This is a genomic window from Kitasatospora sp. NPDC057518 (assembly GCF_042802075.1).
In the GTDB taxonomy this organism is placed as follows: Bacteria; Actinomycetota; Actinomycetes; order Streptomycetales; family Streptomycetaceae; genus Kitasatospora.
Genome location: NZ_JBHVEU010000014.1, coordinates 1 through 20,117 on the forward strand (window position 1 = coordinate 1; position 20,117 = coordinate 20,117).

The 20,117-nt window shown below is 75.1% G+C and carries 17 protein-coding genes; 9 read left to right on the plus strand and 8 right to left on the minus strand.

From position 1 onward, the window contains the following. Window positions 1-30: 30 nt before the first annotated feature. From ACFU7Z_RS02670 to ACFU7Z_RS02680, 3 genes are read right to left on the minus strand one after another with little or no spacing between them, the layout of a single operon-like run. Window positions 31-459: a RidA family protein gene (locus ACFU7Z_RS02670; RefSeq protein ID WP_380667869.1), complete on the minus strand. Its 429-nt coding sequence runs from the start codon at window positions 457-459 to the stop codon at window positions 31-33. Window positions 460-487: 28 nt separating this feature from the next. After that, complete coding sequence (locus ACFU7Z_RS02675) at window positions 488-1,237, minus strand: IclR family transcriptional regulator (protein ID WP_049652384.1); 750 nt, start codon at window positions 1,235-1,237, stop codon at window positions 488-490. A gap of 31 nt (window positions 1,238-1,268) precedes the next feature. Next, window positions 1,269-2,408 (minus strand): sugar kinase, encoded by a 1,140-nt coding sequence (locus tag ACFU7Z_RS02680; RefSeq protein WP_380775513.1) that lies wholly within the window; start codon window positions 2,406-2,408, stop codon window positions 1,269-1,271. A 242-nt stretch (window positions 2,409-2,650) separates the two neighbouring features. Between ACFU7Z_RS02680 and ACFU7Z_RS02685 the strand changes: the two genes are divergently transcribed. The 5 genes from ACFU7Z_RS02685 (at window position 2,651) to ACFU7Z_RS02705 (ending at window position 9,390) form a co-directional block, all read left to right on the plus strand. Continuing rightward, window positions 2,651-3,952, plus strand: a complete 1,302-nt coding sequence (locus tag ACFU7Z_RS02685; protein ID WP_380775514.1) for an amino acid deaminase — start codon at window positions 2,651-2,653, stop codon at window positions 3,950-3,952. Next, window positions 3,952-5,634, plus strand: coding sequence for an amidohydrolase family protein (locus ACFU7Z_RS02690; protein ID WP_380775516.1), 1,683 nt, complete (start codon window positions 3,952-3,954; stop codon window positions 5,632-5,634). Before ACFU7Z_RS02685 ends, ACFU7Z_RS02690 begins: the two co-directional genes overlap by 1 nt. Continuing rightward, window positions 5,631-6,308, plus strand: a complete 678-nt coding sequence (locus ACFU7Z_RS02695; protein WP_380775517.1) for a bifunctional 4-hydroxy-2-oxoglutarate aldolase/2-dehydro-3-deoxy-phosphogluconate aldolase — start codon at window positions 5,631-5,633, stop codon at window positions 6,306-6,308. The genes ACFU7Z_RS02690 and ACFU7Z_RS02695 overlap by 4 nt, the downstream gene beginning before the upstream one ends. A gap of 213 nt (window positions 6,309-6,521) precedes the next feature. Beyond that, the gene (locus ACFU7Z_RS02700) at window positions 6,522-8,126 is read left to right on the plus strand and encodes an alpha-amylase family glycosyl hydrolase (RefSeq protein WP_380775519.1); all 1,605 of its coding nucleotides are present in this window, start codon (window positions 6,522-6,524) and stop codon (window positions 8,124-8,126) included. Between the two features lie 211 nt (window positions 8,127-8,337). Further along, a complete protein-coding gene (locus ACFU7Z_RS02705; protein ID WP_074004482.1) occupies window positions 8,338-9,390 on the plus strand; it encodes a hypothetical protein in 1,053 nt (350 codons plus the stop codon). A 224-nt stretch (window positions 9,391-9,614) separates the two neighbouring features. On the opposite strand, the gene ACFU7Z_RS02710 is transcribed toward ACFU7Z_RS02705, so the two are convergent. Then, window positions 9,615-10,787 carry a CaiB/BaiF CoA transferase family protein gene (locus tag ACFU7Z_RS02710; RefSeq protein WP_380775570.1) on the minus strand — a complete coding sequence of 391 codons (1,173 nt, stop codon included), beginning with the start codon at window positions 10,785-10,787 and terminating at the stop codon, window positions 9,615-9,617. A 68-nt stretch (window positions 10,788-10,855) separates the two neighbouring features. After that, window positions 10,856-12,394 (minus strand): APC family permease, encoded by a 1,539-nt coding sequence (locus ACFU7Z_RS02715; protein WP_380775521.1) that lies wholly within the window; start codon window positions 12,392-12,394, stop codon window positions 10,856-10,858. 297 nt (window positions 12,395-12,691) lie between these two features. On the opposite strand from ACFU7Z_RS02715, the gene ACFU7Z_RS02720 reads away from it, so the two are divergent. Together ACFU7Z_RS02720 and ACFU7Z_RS02725 are read left to right on the plus strand one after the other, a co-directional pair. Then, a complete protein-coding gene (locus ACFU7Z_RS02720; protein WP_234348498.1) occupies window positions 12,692-13,444 on the plus strand; it encodes a FadR/GntR family transcriptional regulator in 753 nt (250 codons plus the stop codon). Window positions 13,445-13,553: 109 nt separating this feature from the next. Next, on the plus strand, window positions 13,554-14,315 hold the full coding sequence (locus ACFU7Z_RS02725) for a cache domain-containing protein (protein ID WP_380775524.1): 762 nt from the start codon (window positions 13,554-13,556) through the stop codon (window positions 14,313-14,315). Window positions 14,316-14,367: 52 nt separating this feature from the next. On the opposite strand, the gene ACFU7Z_RS02730 is transcribed toward ACFU7Z_RS02725, so the two are convergent. Together ACFU7Z_RS02730 and ACFU7Z_RS02735 are read right to left on the minus strand one after the other, a co-directional pair. After that, window positions 14,368-15,162, minus strand: a complete 795-nt coding sequence (locus ACFU7Z_RS02730; protein ID WP_380775526.1) for a (2Fe-2S)-binding protein — start codon at window positions 15,160-15,162, stop codon at window positions 14,368-14,370. 161 nt (window positions 15,163-15,323) lie between these two features. Next, a complete protein-coding gene (locus ACFU7Z_RS02735; RefSeq protein ID WP_380775528.1) occupies window positions 15,324-15,920 on the minus strand; it encodes a hypothetical protein in 597 nt (198 codons plus the stop codon). Window positions 15,921-16,080: 160 nt separating this feature from the next. Between ACFU7Z_RS02735 and ACFU7Z_RS02740 the strand changes: the two genes are divergently transcribed. Then, window positions 16,081-17,358 (plus strand): sensor histidine kinase, encoded by a 1,278-nt coding sequence (locus ACFU7Z_RS02740; protein WP_380775530.1) that lies wholly within the window; start codon window positions 16,081-16,083, stop codon window positions 17,356-17,358. Window positions 17,359-17,421: 63 nt separating this feature from the next. Here the strand turns inward: ACFU7Z_RS02740 and ACFU7Z_RS02745 are convergent, their stop codons facing one another. Further along, the gene (locus ACFU7Z_RS02745) at window positions 17,422-19,005 is read right to left on the minus strand and encodes a purple acid phosphatase family protein (RefSeq protein WP_380775533.1); all 1,584 of its coding nucleotides are present in this window, start codon (window positions 19,003-19,005) and stop codon (window positions 17,422-17,424) included. 88 nt (window positions 19,006-19,093) lie between these two features. Here ACFU7Z_RS02745 and ACFU7Z_RS02750 point away from each other — a divergent pair, with 88 nt between their 5' ends. Then, window positions 19,094-19,786: a response regulator gene (locus ACFU7Z_RS02750; protein ID WP_380741322.1), complete on the plus strand. Its 693-nt coding sequence runs from the start codon at window positions 19,094-19,096 to the stop codon at window positions 19,784-19,786. Window positions 19,787-20,117 lie beyond the last annotated feature (331 nt).

Consider the following 20,117-nt stretch of genomic DNA (forward strand, 5'->3'; position numbering starts at 1 on the left):
GTCCGGGCCCTTCCGTCCGGCGGGGCCGGGTCAGCCGATGACGGCCTGGGCGTCGATCTCGACCAGCATCGGCTCCTGCGGCAGCTCGACGAAGACGGTGGTACGGCACGGCTTCACGCCGCCGGGCTTGACGTTCTCGTCGATGAACTCGGCGTAGACCTCGTTCATCAGCGGGAAGTCGGCGCGCTTGGTGAGGTAGACGCGGAACATCACCACGTCCTCGATGGTGGCGCCGCCGGCCTCGACGATGGCCTTGACGTTCTCCAGGGTGCGGCGGGTCTGCGCCTTCACGTCGCCGTGGTGCAGGTACTCGCCGGTGGCCGGGTCCTGCGGGCCCTGGCCGGAGACCTGGAGGAACGGGCCCTTGCGGACGCCCTGGGAGAACATCCAGGCGGGGGCGGGGGCGCCGTCGGTGCGGATCTCGGTCTTCTCGAAGGTCTGGGGGTGCTCGGCGGACATCGGGTTCCTTACGTTGTGTGACGGTTCGTCAGTTGTGGTCGGGGCGGCCGCAGTCGGCCGAGACGGCGCGGGTGGTGGCGAGCAGCTGCGGGAGCAGGTCCAGCACCTGCTCGTACGGCAGGACGACGTCCGGGACGGAGATCGAGGCGGCGGCGACCACCCGCCCGCTGGCGTCCCGGACGGGCGCGGCCACGCAGTTGATGAAGGACTCGTGCTCGGCGTGGTCCTGCGCCCAGCCCTGGGCGGCGACCCTCTCCAGCTCGGCGAGCAGCGCCTCGGGGGAGGTCAGGGTGCGCTCGGTGTGCCGGACGAAGTCGATCCCGGCCACCACCCGGCGCCGCTCCGGCAGCGGCAGGTCGGCCAGCAGCACCTTGGAGACGGCGGCGCTGTGCAGGGCGGCGCGCAGGCCGATCCGGGAGTACATCCGCACCGGGTGGCGGGAGTCGAACTTGTCGATGTAGACCACCTCGCCGCCCTCGTACGCGGCCAGGTGCACGGTCTGGCCGGTGGCGGCGTTCAGCTCGGCCAGGTGCGGGGCGGCGATCCGGCGCACGCCGCGCTGCTCCAGGGCCAGGCCGGAGAGCGCGAAGAGGCCGGCGCCCAGGTGGTAGCGGTAGGCCGCGTCGCGATAGACGAACCGTTCCTCTTCGAGGCTCTGGAGCAGTCGGAGCACGGTCGTCTTGTGGACGCCGAGCACCTCGGCGAGCTGGTCGAGGGAGCGCTCGCCCTCGCCGAGCTCGGCGAGGATGCGCAGGGCGCGGGTGACGGTCTGACTCATCGTGCTCCGCTTCGAGGGCTGGGGTTCCCGCTCATTGTGCCCGGGCCCGGTCGGCGGACGACGGCCGGTCGGCGCACCGCGTCCGGTCGGCCGGACGTGCGACGCCGGCGGGCAGGGACGGGCCGGTGATGCCCTCCGGGGTGACCCGGGTGGCGGCCCACTGGGCGGGGGAGGCGTCGAGCAGGGCGGCCACCACGGCGGCGTCCGGCAGCTCGGCCTGGTCGCCGGGGGCGGTCAGCGCGCAGGCGGCGCTCAGGTGGCCGAGCCGCAGCCGGCGCCGCTGGTCCAGGCCCCGGACGGTGCCGGCCAGGTAGCCGGCCGCGAAGGCGTCGCCGGCGCCGGTGGCCTCGACCACCTCGACCGCGAGGGCCGGCTCGGTGACCGCCGTACCGTCCTGCTCCAGGGCGGTGACCTGCCGGGCCGCGTCCTTGACCACGACGGTGGCCGGGGCGGGGAAGCGGCGGCGGAGCTCGGCCGGGTCGCCGGTGCCGAAGGCGGCCTCGGCCTCGTCGGCGCCGAGCAGCAGCAGGTCGGCGGCGTCCAGCAGCGGCGGCAGGACGGCCGGGTCGCGGTCGAGCCAGAGCGAGGGGCGCCAGTTGAGGTCGAAGCTGACCAGGCGGCCCGGACGGCGGTCGGCGAGCAGGGCGCGCAGCAGGGCCAGGCAGTCGTCGGAGAGCGCGGCGGTGATGCCGGACAGGTGCAGCAGCCGGGCGCCGGCCAGCAGCGCGGCGGCGGCCGGGTCGGCGAGCAGGCCGGGCGAGAGTGCGGCGGCCGCGGAGCCGCGCCGGTGGTAGTGCAGCCGGCTGCGGCCGGGGCCGAGGTCGTGGCGGTCGCCGGTGGTGCCGCCGACCTCCTTCAGGTAGAGGCCGGTCGGGCGGTGCGGGTCGACCGCGACCGCCGAGACGTCCACGCCGCGGGCGGCGACCTCGGCGAGCAGCCGGCGGCCGAAGCCGTCGTCGCCGACCCGGCTGATCCAGGCGGTCGGCACGCCGTGCGCGGCCAGCGCGCCCGCCACGTTGGACTCCGCGCCGCCGACCGAGAGCCGGAAGCTCTCCACCGACTCCAGCGGGCCCGGGCGGTCCGGCAGCAGGACGGCCATCGACTCGCCCACGCACACGGCCGTCGGGGGAGCGCCGGGGCGGGTCGGGCCCTGGGTGTCCTGTCGCGGCATGTGCGGGGCTCCTCGTCTGCGGCCGTTCCGTCGAGAGCGGGCCCACCGGGCCGACTCCGTGGCGCGTGAACGCCGCGTTCGTCCGTGAGCACCGCGTTCTCCGCGAGCACCGCACGTGAGCCGACCCCGTCGACCGGGAGCCCGGTCCGTTGACCGTGATCCGGCGCCGATGCTAGAACCGTGTTGCCAGCATGTGCAACCCTCGTTGCGCATGTTGCAACCTGTGCGGATGGAGGAACACGGTGGAGCAGACCTTCGCAAGCAGCGGTACCGGGCCGGGGATCGCCCGGGGAGCGGTGGCGGCCCTGGCCGACGAACCGCTCGACTGGCGGTTCAAAGCCGCTCCGCCGCAGTCGTGGGGCCGCAGCACGCGGGAGTGGCTCGCCACCGGCCCCACCCTCTCCTCGCTCGGCACCCCGCTGCTCACCCTCGACGGCGCCGCCCTCGACCACAACGTCCGCACCATGGCCGACTGGTGCGCCAAGGCGGGCGTCGCGCTCGCCCCGCACGGCAAGACCACCATGGCGCCCGCCCTCTGGCAGGCGCAGCTCGACGCCGGAAGCCACGGCATCACCCTCGCCAACCTGCCGCAGGTGCGGATCGCCCGGGCCTTCGGGGTCCAGCGCATCCTGCTCGCCAACGCCCTGCTCGACCCGGCCGGACTCGCCTGGCTCGCCGACGAACTCGCCGCCGACCCGGACTTCGCCTTCCTCTCCTGGGTCGACTCCGTCGAGAGCGTGCGGCTGATGGACGAGGCGCTGCGCGCCGCCGGAGCCGAACGGCCGGTCGAGGTGCTGGTCGAGCTCGGCGGCCCCGGCGGGCGGACCGGCGCCCGCGGCGCGGACGCCGCCGTCGAGGTCGCCGCCGCGGTGCTGCGCGCCCCCACCCTGCGACTGGCGGGCATCGGCGGCTACGAGGGCGCGATCGCGCACGACGCCTCGGCCGAGGGACTGGCCGCTGTCCGCGGCTACCTGCGGGAGCTCGGCGAGCTGCACGGCCGGCTGGCGAGCGCCTACCCGGACGGCACCCCGCCGGTGGTCTCGGCCGGCGGCAGCGCCTACTTCGACCTGGTGGTCGAGGAGTTGGCGAACCTGCCGGAGTCGTTCACGGTGCTGCGCTCGGGCGCGTACATCGCCCACGACGACGGCTTCTACCGGGGCATCTCGCCGCTGGCCCGGGACGGCGGGCGGACGCCGTTCCGCGGCGCGCTGCACGGCTGGGCCCGGGTCGTCTCCCGGCCCGAGCCGCAGCTCGCGCTGCTGGACGCCGGCAAGCGCGACCTGCCCTTCGACGAGGGCCTGCCGGAGCCGCAACGGGTGCGCGGCGGCGCCGAGTTGACCGGAACGGCGGCCCGGATCACGGCACTCAACGACCAGCACGCCTTCCTGCGGGACGCGGGCGACCTCGCGCCGATCGGCGCCGTGCTGCGGCTGGGCGTCTCGCACCCCTGCACCGCCTTCGACAAGTGGACGGCGATCCCGGTGCTGGACTCCGCGGACGCGGCCGAGCCGAAGGTCACCGGCCTGGTCAGGACGTTCTTCTGATGCCCGGGGAGAGAGCGGCCCGCGGGGGCGCGACGGTCTTCCGGGGCGCCACCGTGGTGGACGGCACCGGTGCGGAGCGCTACCGGGCGGACGTCCGGATCGCCGACGGCCTGATCGTCGAGATCGCCAAGACCGGCGAGTCCGGTGAGGGTGGTGGGACCGGCGGGATCGGCGGGATCGGCAAGGGCCTCGGCACGGCCGAGGTGGTGGACGCCGACGGGCTGGTACTGGCCCCCGGCTTCATCGACATGCACGCCCACTCCGACCTCGCCCTGCTGCGCGAACCCGAGCACCCGGCCAAGGTCACCCAGGGCGTCACCTGCGAGGTCCTCGGCCAGGACGGCCTGTCCTACGCCCCGGTCGACGATGCCACGCTGCCCGCGCTGCGCCGCCAACTCGCGGGCTGGAACGGCGATCCGGACGGCTTCGACTGGGACTGGCGGGACGTCGCCGGCTACCTCGACCGGATCGACCGCAGCGGCGTCGCCGTCAACGCCTGCTACCTCGTCCCGCACGGCACGCTGCGGATGCTCGTCATGGGCTGGGCCTACCGTCCGCCGACCCCCGGCGAACTCGACCGGATGCGGCAGGTGCTGGCGAAGAGCCTGCTGGACGGCGCGGTCGGCATGTCCAGCGGCCTCAGCTACACCCCCGGGATGTACGCGGACACCGCCGAGCTGGTCGAGCTGTGCACCGTCGTCGCGGCCTACGGCGGCTTCCATGCCCCGCACCAACGCTCGTACGGCGAAGGGGCGTTGGAGGGCTACGCGGAGATGGTGGAGATCGCCCGGCGGAGCGGCTGCGCGCTGCACCTGACCCACGCCACGATGAACTTCGGGGTCAACCGGGGCCGGGCCGGCGAGCTGCTGGAGCTCCTCGACCGGGCGCTCGCCGACGGCGTCGACCTCACCCTGGACAGCTACCCCTACCTGCCCGGCTCCACCACCCTGGCCGCCCTGCTGCCGAGTTGGGCCACCGAGGGCGGCCCGGCCGCGACGCTGGCGCGGCTCGACGACCCCGCGCAGTGCGCGAGGATCCGGTACGAGGTGGAGGAGAAGGGCAGCGACGGCTGCCACGGCGTGGTCACCGACTGGGCGACGATCCAGATCTCCGGCGTCGGCTCGGCCCCGCTCGCCGGGACGGTCGGCCGCACCGTCGCCGAACTGGCCGTCGAGGAGCGGCGGACCGGCACCGAGGTCTTCCTGGACCTGCTGCGCCGGGACGGGCTGGCCACCACCATCCTCCAGCACGTCGGGCACGAGGAGAACGTCCGGGCGATCATGCGCCACCGCGCGCACACCGTCGGCAGCGACGGACTGCTGGTCGGCGCCCGGCCGCACCCGCGCGCCTGGGGCACCTTCCCGCGCTACCTCGGCCACTACAGCCGGGAGTTGGGAGTTCTCACGCTGGAGGAGACGATCGCCCGGATGACCGGCCGCCCCGCCGCCCGGCTGGGGCTGGACCGGCGGGGCCGGATCGCCCCCGGCCACCACGCCGACCTGGTGCTCCTCGACCCCGGGAAGGTCCGGGACGCCGCCACCTTCGAGGACCCCCGACTGCCCGCCGAGGGCATCGAGTACGTGTACGTCAACGGCAGCGCCGTCGTCCGGGAGGGCCGCACCACCGGCGCCCGACCCGGGCGTGCCCTGCGCCGAACCGACCGAGGAACCCTGGCCATATGACCGAGCCGTCCGTCCCGACCGACCCCACCTCCGACCCCTCCGTTCCGACCGGGCTTTCCGTCCTGCGCGACGAACCGGTGATCGCGGTGGTCCGCGCACCCCGGATCCCGGACGCCGCCGCGCTCTGCGCCGCCCTCGCCGAGGGCGGCATCAACCTGACCGAATTCACCTACACCACACCGAATGTGACGGACCATCTGTTCCGGGCCTCGAAGGCCGGCTGGCGGGTCGGCGTCGGAACGGTGCTGACCGCCGAGCAGGCGCGGCGCGGGGTCGAGGCGGGGGCGTCCTTCCTGGTCACCCCCGGTTGCCGCCCCGAGGTCGCCGAGGCGGCGGCCGTCGCCGGGGTGCCGGTGGTACTCGGGGCGCTCACCCCGACCGAGGTGGCGCACGCGGTGGACCTCGGGGCCGCCGCCGTCAAGATCTTCCCGGCCCGGGCGTTCGGCCCCGGCTACTTCAAGGACCTGCGCGGCCCGTACCCCGACGTGCCGCTGGTGGCCTCCGGCGGGGTGAACGCGGGCAACGCCGCCGAGTTCCTGGCGCACGGCGCGCTCGCGGTCTGCGCGGGGACGGACGTGGTGCCGCCGGACGTGGTCGCGGCGGGGGACTGGGCGGAGATCACCCGGCGGGCCCGGGCGTTCACGGCGGCCTGCGCCGGGGCGGCGGGGGCGTAGCGGGTCGTCGGCGTCGGCGGCGGGGGCGCAGTCGGGCCGTCGGTGTTCGCGGCGGGGCATCGGCGTCTGCGGCGGGGCGAGGCGGGCTGTCGGGACGGCCGGGATTGGACGAGAATCGGGGGCACCCGGCTCGGCCCCGGCCGAGCCCGTCCCGGCCCAGCCCCTCCCCGCCCGGCCAGCCCCGGGCCCCGGACCCGGCAGGAGGAACCGCCCATGACCTCGACCCGCCCCGGCCCCGACTGGCTCGCCGACGCCGTGCTGTACCAGATCTACCCCCAGAGCTTCGCCGACTCCGACGGCGACGGCATCGGCGACTTCGCCGGCATCGCCGAGCACCTGGACCACCTCGCCTGGCTCGGCGTCGACACCGTCTGGCTCAACCCCTGCTTCGCCTCGCCGTTCCGCGACGCCGGGTACGACGTCGCCGACTACCTCACCCCGGCCCCGCGCTACGGCAGCACCGAGGACCTGGCCGCCCTGGTGGAGGCCGCCCGCGGCAAGGGCATCCGGGTCCTGCTGGACCTGGTGGCCGGGCACACCTCCGACCGCCACCCCTGGTTCCTGGCCTCCGCCGAGGACCCGTCCGACCACCGGTACATCTGGTCCGACCGCCCGGTGGACGGCTTCGTCGCCTCGCCCGGCAGCCGCCCCGGCTGGTACCTGCCGAACTTCTTCGACTGTCAGCCCGCGCTCAACTTCGGCTACGCACGCGGCAGTTCCGAGGAACCCTGGCGGCAGGCGGTGGACGCGGACGGCCCGCGCGCCAACCGGGCGGCGCTGCGCGCGATCATGGCGCACTGGCTCGGCCTCGGGGTGTCCGGCTTCCGGGTGGACATGGCCTACTCGCTGGTCAAGGACGACCCGGGCAAGGTGGAGACCGCCAAGCTCTGGACCGAGCTGCGCGACTGGCTGGACCGCGCCCATCCCGAGGCCGTCCTGCTCGCCGAGTGGGGCGACCCGGCCGCCGCCGTCACGGCCGGCTTCCACGCCGACTTCTTCCTGCACTTCGGCGGCGCGGACCACGGCCTGCCGCTGCGCTCGCTCTGGAACAACAATTGCGGGACGGTCGAGGAGTTCTGGCACCAGGAGGCCTGCTACTTCGAGGCCGAGGGCCGGGGCACCCCGCAGCCCTTCCTGGACGCCTGGCGCTCCGCCGCCGAACTCACCGAGGGCGGCGGGCAGATCGTGCTGCCCACCGCCAACCACGACTTCTCCCGGCTGGCCACCGGCCCGCGCACCGCGGAGCAGCTCGCCCCCGCCTTCGCCTTCCTGCTCACCTGGCCCACCCTCCCGGCGGTCTACTACGGCGACGAGATCGGCATGCGCTACCTGCCGGGCCTGCCCGACACCGAGGGCAGCGTCCTCGGGCCGCGGTTCAACCGGGCCGGCTCGCGCACCCCGATGCAGTGGACGCCCGGCCCCACCGCCGGCTTCTCCAGCGCCCCGCCCGAGCGGCTGTACCTGCCGGTGGACCCGGACCCGCACCGTCCGGACGTGCTCTCCCAGCGCGCCGACCCCACCTCGCTGCTGCACACCGTCCGGCGGCTGATCGCGCTGCGCCGGGCGCACCCGGGGCTGGGCGCGGCCGGCGGGGTGGAGGTCCGGCACGCCGGCTACCCGCTGGTGTACACCCGGGCCGGGCGGTACCTGGTGGCGGTCAATCCGCGCCGGGAGCCGGCGTCCGTCCGGCTGCCGGGCTTGCCGGAGGGCGTCCCGTCGGCGCCGGGCGTCCGGCCGCTGGAGGTGCAGGGCGTGCGGGTCGCGGACGGGGAGCTGCGGGCGGACGGGTTCTCGTACGGGGTGTTCGAGCTGGGCTGAGTGCGGTCGGGCCGGTCGGGCCGCGTGCGGGTGCGGTAGCCGGGCCGAGTGCGGCGGGGAGCCGGGTCCTGTTCGGGGCCCGGCTTCCGATCGGTGTCGGATAGTTGTAAGCTACATCGATAGATGGTTGCATTTACCACCCTCATTGGTTGCATTTGCCACCTTCATGATCAAGCTGACAGACACGCCACCGGAGGACGGTACGAACGCCATGAGCACACCCCGGAACCCCGCCGCAGCGCCCACCCTGGGGCACTCGCTCAAGCACCTGGCCGTCCACCTGATCACCCCGCTGCTGATGTGCCTGGGGATGGCGCTCGCCTACCAGGGCGCCTTCCACCAGCCCGAGCCCCACCACCTCAAGGTGGCGGTGGTCGGCACCACGCCGCAGGCGCAGGGCCTGGCGCAGGCCATCCAGGGCAAGGCCGGGAACGCGCTCGACGTCCGCACCGTGGACGACCGGGCCGCCGCCGAGCAGCAGCTGCGCGACCGGGACCTGGTGGGCGCCTTCGTGCCGGACGCCAAGAGCCCCGAGCTGATCGTCGCCAAGGGGAACTCGGACACCTCGGTGGTGGCCGCCACGGCGGTGTTCACCAACGTCACCGACCGGCAGGGCGTGCCGCTGCACGTCACCGACCTGACCACCCCGGCCGCGGGCGACCCGACCGGACAGGGCCTGTTCTTCCTGCTGGTCGCACTGAGCATCGGCTCCTACGCCAGCGTCGCGGTGATCGGCGCCGCCGGTGCGGGGCTGAGCATGGCGGTCCGGGCGCTGGTCGGGGTGGCGGTCTCGCTGGCGGTCAGCGTGATCGGCATCGTCACCGCCGGGCCGGTCTTCCACGTGGTCGACCACGACTACGCGGCGATCTGGGCGCTGGGCTGGCTCTACTCGGCGGGCATCGTGCTGATCGGCATCGGCCTGCACAGCTTCCTGAAGAAGTGGACCACGCTGGCCCTGATGGTGCTGTTCGTGATGCTGAACTTCACCTCCTCCGGCGGCATCTACCGGCCCGAGCTGCAGAACGGGTTCTTCGGCGGCCTGCACGGCTTCTGGACCGGCGCCGGCTTCCTGGAGGGCGCGCGCAGCATCATGTACTTCGACGGCGGCGCGGGCCTCGGCGGGCACGTCGTGACCCTGCTGGTCTGGCTGCTGCTCGGCGGTGCGGCGCTGGTGGCCGCGGCGATGTACGAGGGCCGCGGGCGCCGTCCGGTCGAGACGCCGGCGGAGGCCGAGGAGGAGATGGAGGAGGCGGTCGCGGTCTGACCGCGCCCCTCGGAAGGGTTCACCGGGTGCCGCGGGCATCGGCACCGGGTGGGGATCGGCGGCCCGCGCCCGGCCCTGGACAAGCCGGACGCGGGCCTCGGCGTCCCCCCGTACGCGCCTGGCGGTACGCCGCCTGCCCGATGAGGGCCTAGCCGACCACCAGGGTGTGGATCTCGCCGGTGCCCGTCGGGGTCACCCTGGCGTGCGGGTGCGGTGCGGGGTGCTCATGGGCGGTCCTCGGGGTCCTTGTCGTACGGGTCGGTCGGGGCGGTCGGGGCGTCCTGGTCGTGCGGGGCGTGTCGGTCGTGCGGGCGCTCGTCGTGCGGGGCGTCCAGCCAGGCGGTGAGCTCGGCGGTGTGCTCGCCGAGCCGGGGCGGGGGCAGGTGGTAGCGGGGCGGGGTGCGGGAGAGGCCGATCGGGTTGGCGACCAGCTCCAGCGGGCGGCCGTTCGGGCCGGGCAGCGGCGCCCGCGGGTGCAGGCCGAGCGAGTCGGCGAGGGCGAAGGCCCCGGCCAGGTCGTTGACCGGTCCGCAGGGCACGCCGAGCGGGGTGAGGACCGCGAACCACTCGGCGGCGGTGCGGCGTTCGAGCCGGGCGGTGAGCTCGCGGGCCAGCGCGCCCACGTGCGCGACCCGGTCGGCGTTGGTGGCGAAGCGCGGGTCGGCGGCCAGCTCGGGGGCGCCCACGCCCCGGCAGAGCGCGGCGAACTGCCGGTCGTTGCCGACCGCGACGACCAGCGGGCGGTCGGCGGAGGCGAACACCTCGTACGGGGCGATGGAGGGGTGGCGGTTGCCGAGGATGCCGGGCACGGCGCCGGCCAGGGTGTAGCCGGCGGACTGGTTGACCAGGCCGGAGAGCAGGGTGGAGAGCAGGTTCAGCTCCACCAGCTGGCCCCGGCCGGTGGCCTCGCGCTCGCGCAGCGCGGCCAGCACGCCGACCGCCGCGTGCAGTCCGGTCAGGACGTCCACCAGCGCGACGCCGGTCTTCACCGGCTCGCCGGGGGCCGGGCCGGTGACGGACATCAGTCCGCCGACGGCCTGCACCAGCAGGTCGTAGCCGGGCAGTCCGGCGCCCTCGCCGGAGCCGAAGCCGGTGATCGAGCAGTAGACCAGCCGCGGGTTGAGCGCCTCGGCGCGGTCCGGGCCGAGGCCGTGGCGGGCCATCGTGCCGGGGCGGAAGTTCTCCACCAGCACGTCGGCGCGGCGGACGAGTGCGACGGCGCGGGCGTGGTCGGCCGGGTCGCGCAGGTCGAGGGTGAGGGAGCGCTTGTTGCGGTTGACGGAGAGGAAGTAGGTGGCCTCGCCCTGGGCGTGCGGCGGGCCCCAGGCGCGGGTGTCGTCGCCGGTACCGGGCTGCTCGACCTTGATCACGTCGGCGCCGAGGTCGGCCAGCAGCATGGTCAGGTAGGGCGCGGCGAGGACCCGGCCGAAGTCGGCGACCAGGACGCCGTCCAGCGGGAGCCCGGTCACGACCGCCCCCTGGCCGCCCCGGCCGCGGTCGTCGCGCCGCCGGTCGCCGCGCCACCGGCCGTCGCGTCGCCCGAGGGGGCGTCGCCGCGCAGGTGCGGGCGGGCCAGCAGGAGGTAGAGGCCGCCGGCCGCGAGCACGACCACCGCCGAGAGCAGCACCAGGTAGTTGTCGTACCAGGCGGCGTCCGGGGTGCGGCCCCAGCAGATGTTGACGATCGCGGCGACGCCGTAGACCAGCGCGCCGATGTTCACCGCCAGGCCCCAGCGGCCGAGCCGGAAGTCCCCGCTCGGGCGCCAGCCGCGCAGCCGGGCCCGCAGGGCGGCCAGCACCACCATCTGGAAGGCCAGGTAGATGCCGATGCTGGAGAAGGAGATGATCTTCGTGAGGGCGCCCTCGGAGAGCGCCGAGGCGCCCACGATGATCACGCCGGGCAGCGCCGCGGCGAGCAGCAGCGCGTACGGCGGCACCCGCAGCCGGCCCGAGACGGTGGCCAGCAGCCGGCTGCCCGCGATCATCCGGTCCCGGGCGAAGGAGTACGCGAGCCGGCTCGCCGCCGCCTGGAGGCTCAGCACGCAGGACAGGAAGGAGATCAACACCACGCCGATCACCACCCGGGCGCCGGCCGCGCCGAAGGCGTCGTGCAGCACCTTGGCCACCGGGTCCTTGTCGTCGCCGGAGACCACCGCGCCGATGTCCTGGATCGACATCACCAGGGCCAGGCTGACCCCGATCGCCGCCGCGCCGCCGACGTAGATGGTGCGCCGCATCGACTTGGGGATCTGTCGACCCGGGTCGGCCACCTCCTCGGCGACGTCGCCGCAGGCCTCGAAGCCGAAGAACAGGAAGACCGCGATCAGCCCGGCGGCCAGGAAGGCGTCGGCGTAGTTCCCGTCGCCGCCCGCGCCGAAGCGGTCGAAGACCACGCCGAGGCCGTGGTAGCGGTGCGTCAGCAGCAGCCAGGCGCCGACCGCCAGGGCGCCGAGCAGCTCGGCGGCGAAGCCGAACATGGCCGCCGCCGACAGGACCCGGGTGCCACCGAGGTTGATCACGGTGGCGAGCGCCAGCAGGCCGAGTGCGCACCAGACGGTCGTCGCGGTGCTCGGCTCGACGCCCAGGAGGGCGGCCACGTACGGACCGGCGCCGTAGGAGACGGCCGCGATGGTGGACATCAGCGCCAGCAGGTAGACCCAGCCGGTCAGCCAGCCCCAGGTGCGGCCCCAGAGCCGGCGCGCCCACGGGTACACCCCGCCGGCCACCGGGAACTGGGCGACCACCTCGCTGAACACCAGGGCCACCAGCAGCTGGCCGAGGCCCGCGATCAGGAAGCTCCAGACCATCGGCGGCCCGGCGGTCTGGAGCGAGGTGGCGAAGAGTGTGTACACGCCGACCACGGGGGAGAGATAGGTGAAGCCGAGCGAGAAGTTCGCCCAGAGGCTCATGTCGCGCTTGAACTCGGAGGTGTAGCCGAGGGCGGCCAGCCGTTCGGCGTCCGGGTCGGGGGAGTGGGCGGTGGCACGGGCACTGGCATCGGTCATGACCTGCTCCTGGGAACGTGTCGTGATGCGTCGTCAGGACGCGTCGTCGTGACGCGTCGTCGTGATGCGTCGTCGTGATGCGTGGGGGAGTGCTGCGGGGTGCTGTTCGGGCCGAGGCTGCGGGAAAACATACGAGGTTGAGTTTCTAGCGGCAAGGGTGCGCGCTCGACCGGGAGGTACCCTGCGGGAAACATCCGGTCGGACGGTGATCCGGCGACGGCGGTTCGGAGACGCTCATCCGGCGGCGGGTGACCCGGCGACGGGCGACCCGGCGACGGTGATCGAGGAGGGGGCGGTGTGACGACCATCGGCAGTGCGACCCCGCTGCTCAGCGCCGTCCTCGCGCCGCTCGCCGACCTCGGGCGCGCCGACGCGGTGGCCCGCCGGATCACTGAGGCGATCGCCCTCGGGCTGGTCGCGGACGGGGACCAACTGCCCAGCGAGAACGACCTCGCCGACCAGCTCGGCGTCGCCAACGGCACCGTCCGCGAGGCCCTCGCCCTGCTCCGCGAGGCCGGGCTGATCGAGACCCGGCGCGGCCGCAACGGCGGCAGCTTCGTCCGCACCCCCGCCGAGGGCTCCCAACACCTCCAGCTCGCCCGGCTGCGCGACCTCGCCACCGTCGACCTGCGCGACCTCGGCGACGAGGAGCTGGCCGTCTTCGGCACCGCCGCCCGGCTCGCCGCCGAACGCGCCCCGGCCGACCTCGGCCCGAGGCTCACCCGGCTGGTGCACGACCTGCGCGACGCCGCAGGGCCCGCCGAGCGGTGCCGCGCCGACGCCCGCTTCCACATCGAACTCGCCGTCGCCGCCCAGTCGGTGCGGCTCACCCAGCTCGCCGTCCGGCTCCAGGCCGAACTCGGCCCGCTGCTCTGGCTGCCCGCCCCGCACGGGCCGGACCAGGAGCGCTTCGCCGAGCAGCACCGGGAGATCCTGGTCGCGGTGCTGGCCGGCGACGCGGCCGGCGCCCGGGCCGCGGCCGAGGCGCACGCGGTGGCCTGCGTCCACCATCTGGTCCGGCGGCACCTGGAGTTGGCGGACGACGGCTGAGCCGGGGCCGTTGCTCCCGGAACCCGTTGTTCCCGGAGCCGCCCCTCGCCGGAAGTCCGTTGCCGGAAGCCCGTTGCCGCCGGAACCCTCCCTCGCCGCCGGAGCCGTCATGACCAGCGCGTCCAGCCCCGCCCTGCCCGTTGCCCGAGCACTCGGCGGGCCCGCCGCCGTCGAGCGCTGCGCCCGACGGGTCGCCGCCGCCGTCGACGCGGTGCTCGCCGAACTGGACGGCCTGCGGGCGGCCGCGGCCGACTGCTGGACCCGGGCGGCCGCCGAGGGGCGCCGGCCCGGGGCCGCCGAACTCGCCGCGGTGCGCGGGGCGGTGGGCGAACTGCTGGCGCGGCCCGGCTCGCGCTGGTTCGGCTGCGGAGCGGTCGTGGCACCCGGCGCGCTCGCCGACGCGGACCTGCACGCGGAGTGGTGGTACCGCGGCGCGCGCGGGGCCGGGGAGCGGCGGCTGCGGCTCGTGCTCGACCCGGCGGACGCCGAGTTCTACGACTACCGGGCGCTGCCCTGGTTCGCCCGGCCCCGGGACGAGGGGCGGGCCGTGGTGGCCGGGCCGCAGGTCGACCTGCTCTGTGCCGACCGGTACGTGCTGTGCTGCGCCCGGCCGGTGGTCGTCCCGGGCGCCGGCTTCGTCGGGGTGGCGGCCGGGGACGTCCCGCTGGCCGCGCTGGAACGGCTGCTGGTGCCGCCGCTGCGGGAGCTGGCCGGTGAGGCCGCGCTGCTCGACGGCGAGGGGCGGGTGCTGGCCGCCACCACCCCGGCCCTGCCGGTGGGTTCGCTGGCGCGCGGGCTGTTCGCGGACCCGGCGGCAGAGCGGGCCGGGGTGCCGTCGGCGGCGGTGGACTGGACGGTGGTGCGCGGCTGACGGGTGACCGGACGGTGCCGGCAAGCCGATATGACCTTCATTTGTGAAGGTATTAGCCGTTCCGCTTCCCGCGGCCGGGCGGCGTGCTGAAGCAGCAGTCCCCGCAGAGACCGGCGCCCGGGCCCAGCCGGTAGTAGAGGCAGCAGCTGTTCCGGCGGAACGCCGTACCGCGCGGCCCGGTGCGCAGGGTACCTGACCCGGCCAGCGGCGGACGGTCCAGCAACTCCGCCACCAACGCCCTTGCGGCGACCGGCGCATGGGCGTCCAGGATCCGCAGCGTCCCGGCCAGCGCGGAGACGGCGTTGCCGAGCAGCAGGCGGCGGGAGAGCGGGGCGGCCGCCCGTACGGCCGTTGCCAGCGGCTCCAACTGGCCCAGCAGGACGGCCTCGTGCAGCTGGTCGGCGAGCGTCCCGGCGGTCGGCCCGGCGGCCGTCCCGGAGGACGGAACGGCGGATGGAACGGCGGACGGAACGGCGGGCGGCCGGACGGGCTCCGGCGGGGTCCACAGGCCGAGCGGGCCCTGGTCCGGGATCCGCACCCAGGCGTGCTCCAGGGTCGGGACCGTCCCCAGCAGGACGGCCGAGCCCAGGCCCACCGACCAGAAGCGGGCGGCCAGTCCCAGGTGCAGGATCGAGGCGGCGACCCGGGGCTCGTCGGTGCCGAGTCGCTGCGCCACCACCCGCAGCCGCGCCGCCAACGGCGCGTCCGGCCCGGTGCCGTACAGCTCGGCCAGCGGCCGGAAGCCCTCGGGCGGACGGTCGGCCGGTGCGGTGTCCAGCGCGAAGTACGGCCCGACGGCGGCGAGTCGGGCGTAGTCCGGCGGCCGAAGGCCGGGTGCGGGGTTCAACGGCCGTCCCCTGTGCGGTCGTTGAACCCCGCACCCGCCCGCGGCGGGGTGGTCGGATGGTCGAGGGGCATCGGGGCCTCCAGGTCTGCGGGTGCTCGGGCGACCATGCGCGTCGCCCCGGTCGGACCCGAGCGGCCCGGGCAGGCCTGGTCGGCCGGGTGTCAGCCGCGCACGGAGAAGTCACCACTGGTCGTGCGGATGAACGGTACCGTGCCCTGGCAGTCCGAGACCGGCTGGCCGAACACGCCCCAGACCCAGCCCATCCGGTCCCCGCGCCGCCCGTTGTCCTCCACCGAGAGCGCGACCTTCTGACCGGTCAGCTCCAGGCCCGGGAACCACGGCGCCTCGCTCTTGGTGATCACCCCGGTGGCGATTGCCTCCCGGCCGCCGACGGCCAGGCAGGTGATGTCGCCCTCGAAGTCGGCGACCAGCCGGCCGTCGGTGTGCACGTGACGGACGTGGAAGTGGCCCGCGGTGCCGCGCGGATCGGTGTTGGTGGAAGTACGGGCGTCCACCGAGATCTGCACCGGGTCGCCCTCGAAGCCCTGGAAGGCCGTGGTGAGGACGGTGTTGCCGGTGCCGCGCACGCTCACCGGTCCGAAGCCGCCCGCGGGGTCGGCCGGTTCCGCGGCGGACGCCTGTGCTACGGACGCCTGTGCGGCGGGGACCGGTGCGGCGACGGCGGCCGGTGCGGCGGTGGCGGCCGTCGCGGTCAGCAGGAGGAGCGAGACGGCGGCGGTGGCGAGGCGGCGGTTCATGGGGGTGGGTTCTCCTTCGGGCTCGGTCGTTCCGGTGCCACTCAGCATGCTTCCGCCCGGCCGCGCGGGCCTCCCGCTGCGGAGGGGAGTTGACGGTGGGTCGCTCCTCCCCGGGAAGGAACCGGCCTCCCCCGGGAGAGCTGCCCCCTAGGCTCGGTGGGTGCGCACCGAAGCCCGAACCAGCTCCGCCCGACCCAGCTCCGCCCGACCCCGCTCCGCCCGGATCCGGCGGCCGCTCGCCGCCGTCTCCGCGCTCGCCCTGCTGGCGCCCGTCCTGCTGGCGCAACCGGACGCCCGGGCAGCGGCCGCGCTGCTCGCCCTGACGGCGGCGTTCGCCGTGGTGGTGGCGCTGCTGCCCTGGCCCGCCGGGCGGATCACGCTCGGTGCGGCGGTCGGGGCGGTGGCCGGGGCCTCGCTGCTGGTCGACCTGGTCTACCCGGGGCCGTACCGGCTGCCCGCGTTCTGGCTGCCGTTCGAGTGGCTCGCCCTGCTCGGGCTGCTCTTCCGGGCCGTCCGCGGGCTGTCCGACCGCCGGGTCGGCCCGGTCGGCGGGCTGCTCGGGCTCGCGGCGGTGCTGCTGCCGCTGCGCTTCTCCCTGCGGACGCCGCAGGGCGGCGCGGCCTGGTCGGTGGTCGGGGTGCTGCTCTCGTTGCTGCCGCTGCTCGGTGTCGCGGGGGCGGCCCTCTACCTGCGGGTCCTGGACGCCCGACGGGAGCGGGCGGTCGCCCGGGCCCGGCGCGAACAGCGGCTGGAGGTGGCGCGGGGGCTGCACGACTTCGTCGCCCACGAGATCACCGGCATCGTGCTGGAGGCCCAGGCCGGTCAACTCCCGGACCAGGAGCCGGGGGAGACCGCCGCACTGCTGCGGCGCCTGGAGGAGGCCGGGCTGCGGGCGCTGGACTCGATGGACGAGATGGTCGGCGCCCTGCGCGAGCCGGGCGGTGAGGGCGGCCGGGACGGCCGGTCCGATCCGCCGGACCGGGAGGAGCGGGCCGACGGGGCGACCACGCGCCGGCTGGGCCTGGCCGACCTCCCCGAACTGGTCACCCGCTTCGGCGCCACCGGTGCCGGCGGCACCACCGGTGCCCCGCGCGCCACCGCCGAGCTGGCGCCCGAGACCGCCGGCCGGCTCTCCGCCGAGGCCGAGGCGACCGCGTACGCCGTCGTCCTGGAGGCCCTCACCAACATCCGTCGGCACGCGCCGCAGGCCACCGAGGTCACCGTCCGGGTGGCCCCCGGCACGGACGGCACGGTCGAGCTGACCGTCACCGACGACGGCGGCCCGTCCCGCAAGCCGCTGCTGCGCCGCCGCCCCGGCGCCGGCGGCACCGGCCTGGCCGGGCTCACCGCCCGGGCCGCCGCCCACGGGGGCTCGCTGACCGCCGGCCCGGGCACGCCCGGGGGCTGGCGGGTCAGCTGCTCCCTGCCGGGGCGCTGAGGCACGCACCCTGCGGCGTCGGCCGGCGCGGCAGGGCTGCCCCCGCTTCCGGGTGCGTCGCGCTCAGTGGCCCCGGCCGCCGCCCCGGGTGCCGCGCGGGCGGGTCAGGGTGAAGCGGTCGATCGGGACGAGGTCCCCGTACGGCCCGCTGACGGAGTAGTAGGTGACGCCGATCGTGGTCTGCCCGTTGCGTCCGCCCGGGTCGACGTCGAAGGAGGCGAAGCCGTACGGGTTGTCGGCGTCCCGGAAGGCGGACCAGGGGGCGTCCTCGATCACGTACACCGGCGGGCGCTTGCCGGTGGCCGGGTCGACGGCGCCGACGCCGGTGATCACCCGGGCCTTGGCGGGGCTGAAGAAGAGCTGGTTGGACGGGGCCGAGGTGCCGCCGCCGCCGATGACCATGTGGACGGTGCCCTTGGTGGTGTCGATGGTCTCGGTACCGGTGGAGACCGGGATCGGCGTGCGGGTGTCGGTCGGCTGCTGGCCGCGGATCGGGTGCGAGCGCTCGTAGTGGTGCTCGTGGCCGCAGACCACCAGGTCCACGCCGTACTTGTCGAACAGCGGCACCCAGGCCTCGCGGACGCCGAGGTCGGCGCCGTTGAACTTGTCAGCGGTGGAGATCACCACCTGGTGCATGCAGACCACGATCCAGTCGATCCCCGGGTCCGCGTTGGCCGCGATCAACTCCCGTTCCAGCCAGCGCTGCTGGGCGCCGCCGGAGTAGCCGTGGACGTAGCTGCTGCCGCCGTCCTGGTAGGCCACGTCGTCGTTGTTGAGGCTGATCACCCGCACCGAGCCGGCCGTGAACGAGTACCACAGGCCGCGCGTCTCCGCGTCGGAGCGGGCGTCCGGCAGCTCGAAGTACGCCTGGTAGGCGCCGTAGCCGATCGGGCCGTTGCCCTTCTCGTTCTCGTGGTTGCCGGCCGCGGGCATCCAGGGGCGGTGGCGGGCCGAGCGGGTGTTGTTCTCGAACCAGTCGGACCAGGTGCGGACCCGGTCGGTGGCGATGTTCGCGTAGCAGAGGTCGCCGTTGAGCAGGTGGAACAGCGGGGCGATCCGCTCGACCCCGGCGGTGGTGTCGCCGGCGGCGGGGCTGCCGAGGTTGTCGTTCACGTAGCCGTTGGCGGTCTTCTTGCCGAGGGTCGGGGTGCCCTGGTCGCCGAAGCTGGTGAAGGTGAAGGCGGACCGGCCGCGCGGGGCGGTGCGGACGGTGCCGAGTTCGGGGGTGGTGCCGTCGTGGACGGCGGCGTAGACGTAGTCCGTGTCGGCGCGCAGGCCGGTCAGCCGGGCGTGGTGCGTCTGGACCTCGGTGCCGGACGCGGCGTCCCGGTAGGTGCGGGTCGCGGCCTGGACCGTCCGGCCGAAGCCGCCGTTCGAAGTCCCGTACACCACCCGGGGGTTGCCGACGGACCGGGTGGTGTGCCAGGAGACCACCACCTCGCGGGAGGCGTCCGAGCCGAACTGGAGGTGGAGGCCGGCCACCCGCGGCGCGCCGGAGCGGTCCGGCCGCTGCCAGAGCACCGGGGAGGCGGCGGCAGGGGCGGCCGAGACGCCGGAGAGGGACACGGCACCGCCGAGGCCGACGCCGGTCGCCCCGGCCAGGAGCCCGCGCCTGCTGACGGGGAGACGTCCACTGGAATCGTTCATGGCGGCCAGCCCACCGGACGAAGGTGAACCGCGCCGGGTCCGCCGCGTGAACTTTCCCGTCCGTCACCCGTGCGTCACACTGCTGGGCGTGACGAGGACGAACGGCGACGGCCCGCGGGTGATCCGCACCCTGATCGCGGACGACCAGGAGGCCGTACGGCGCGGTGTGCGGCGGATCCTGACGGCCCAGCCGGACATCGAGGTGGTGGGCGAGGCGGCGGACGGGCTCGCCGCACTGGAGTTGGCGGCCGAACTGCGGCCGGACGTCGCGCTGGTGGACATCCGGATGCCGCGGATGGACGGACTGGAGCTGACCCGGCGGCTGGCCGGGCCGGGGGTGGCGGAGCCGGTGCGGGTCGTGGTGCTGACCACCTTCGACCTGGACGAGTACGTGTACCCGGCCCTGCGGCACGGGGCGTCCGGCTTCCTGCTGAAGCGTTCCGGCCCGTCCCTGCTGGCCGAGGCGGTGCGGGCGGCGGCGGACGGGGAGAGCCTGATCAGCCCGTCGGTCACCGTCCGGCTGCTGCGGCACGTGACGGCGCCGCGCCGCCCGGAGCGGCGGCGGCCCGCGCCGGTGGTGCCGCTGACCGAGCGGGAGGTGGAGATCGCCGGGCACGTCGCGGCGGGCCGCACCAACGCGGACATCGCCGCGGAGCTGTTCATCTCGCCGGGGACGGTGAAGACCCACGTCGCCAGCATCCAGCGCAAGCTCGGGGTGGCGAACCGGGTCGGGATCGCGGTGCACGCCTGGGAGATGGGCTGGGCGGCGCAGGAGCGGTAGCAGGGGTGCCGCGGAGACGGGTGCGCGCCCACGGGGCCGAGGGGATGCTCCGTGGACGCGCGGAACCTACGAGGTGGGGGTGGCCTCCGGACGTAAGTCCTCCGGCCGGTAGTTCGATCGTCGACCGAGGTAGTCATCCAGCGTCGGACCCTGATCCGTCTCGATCCGTCGCCACTGCCTCCTGCGGTCGAACTCCTTCAGCTACCTCGCAGGTCCATCTCCCATCATGCGCCTCCTGCGGGCTGTGCACCAGGGGTGAACGGTATGAATCCAACCAATTTTCGCAACTCGGGCAATCCGGGGTGGATCGGCTTGCGGGGCTGCGTGGCGA

What these genes read in the sequence shown, in the direction of transcription:
- ACFU7Z_RS02670 (WP_380667869.1), bottom strand. Translation starts at nt 459, where the DNA reads ATGTCCGCCGAGCACCCCCAGACCTTCGAGAAGACCGAGATCCGCACC.
- ACFU7Z_RS02675 (WP_049652384.1), bottom strand. Translation starts at nt 1,237, where the DNA reads ATGAGTCAGACCGTCACCCGCGCCCTGCGCATCCTCGCCGAGCTCGGC.
- ACFU7Z_RS02680 (WP_380775513.1), bottom strand. Translation starts at nt 2,408, where the DNA reads ATGCCGCGACAGGACACCCAGGGCCCGACCCGCCCCGGCGCTCCCCCG.
- ACFU7Z_RS02690 (WP_380775516.1), top strand. Translation starts at nt 3,952, where the DNA reads ATGCCCGGGGAGAGAGCGGCCCGCGGGGGCGCGACGGTCTTCCGGGGC.
- ACFU7Z_RS02695 (WP_380775517.1), top strand. Translation starts at nt 5,631, where the DNA reads ATGACCGAGCCGTCCGTCCCGACCGACCCCACCTCCGACCCCTCCGTT.
- ACFU7Z_RS02700 (WP_380775519.1), top strand. Translation starts at nt 6,522, where the DNA reads ATGACCTCGACCCGCCCCGGCCCCGACTGGCTCGCCGACGCCGTGCTG.
- ACFU7Z_RS02705 (WP_074004482.1), top strand. Translation starts at nt 8,338, where the DNA reads ATGAGCACACCCCGGAACCCCGCCGCAGCGCCCACCCTGGGGCACTCG.
- ACFU7Z_RS02710 (WP_380775570.1), bottom strand. Translation starts at nt 10,787, where the DNA reads ATGCTGCTGGCCGACCTCGGCGCCGACGTGATCAAGGTCGAGCAGCCC.
- ACFU7Z_RS02715 (WP_380775521.1), bottom strand. Translation starts at nt 12,394, where the DNA reads ATGACCGATGCCAGTGCCCGTGCCACCGCCCACTCCCCCGACCCGGAC.
- ACFU7Z_RS02725 (WP_380775524.1), top strand. Translation starts at nt 13,554, where the DNA reads ATGACCAGCGCGTCCAGCCCCGCCCTGCCCGTTGCCCGAGCACTCGGC.
- ACFU7Z_RS02735 (WP_380775528.1), bottom strand. Translation starts at nt 15,920, where the DNA reads ATGAACCGCCGCCTCGCCACCGCCGCCGTCTCGCTCCTCCTGCTGACC.
- ACFU7Z_RS02745 (WP_380775533.1), bottom strand. Translation starts at nt 19,005, where the DNA reads ATGAACGATTCCAGTGGACGTCTCCCCGTCAGCAGGCGCGGGCTCCTG.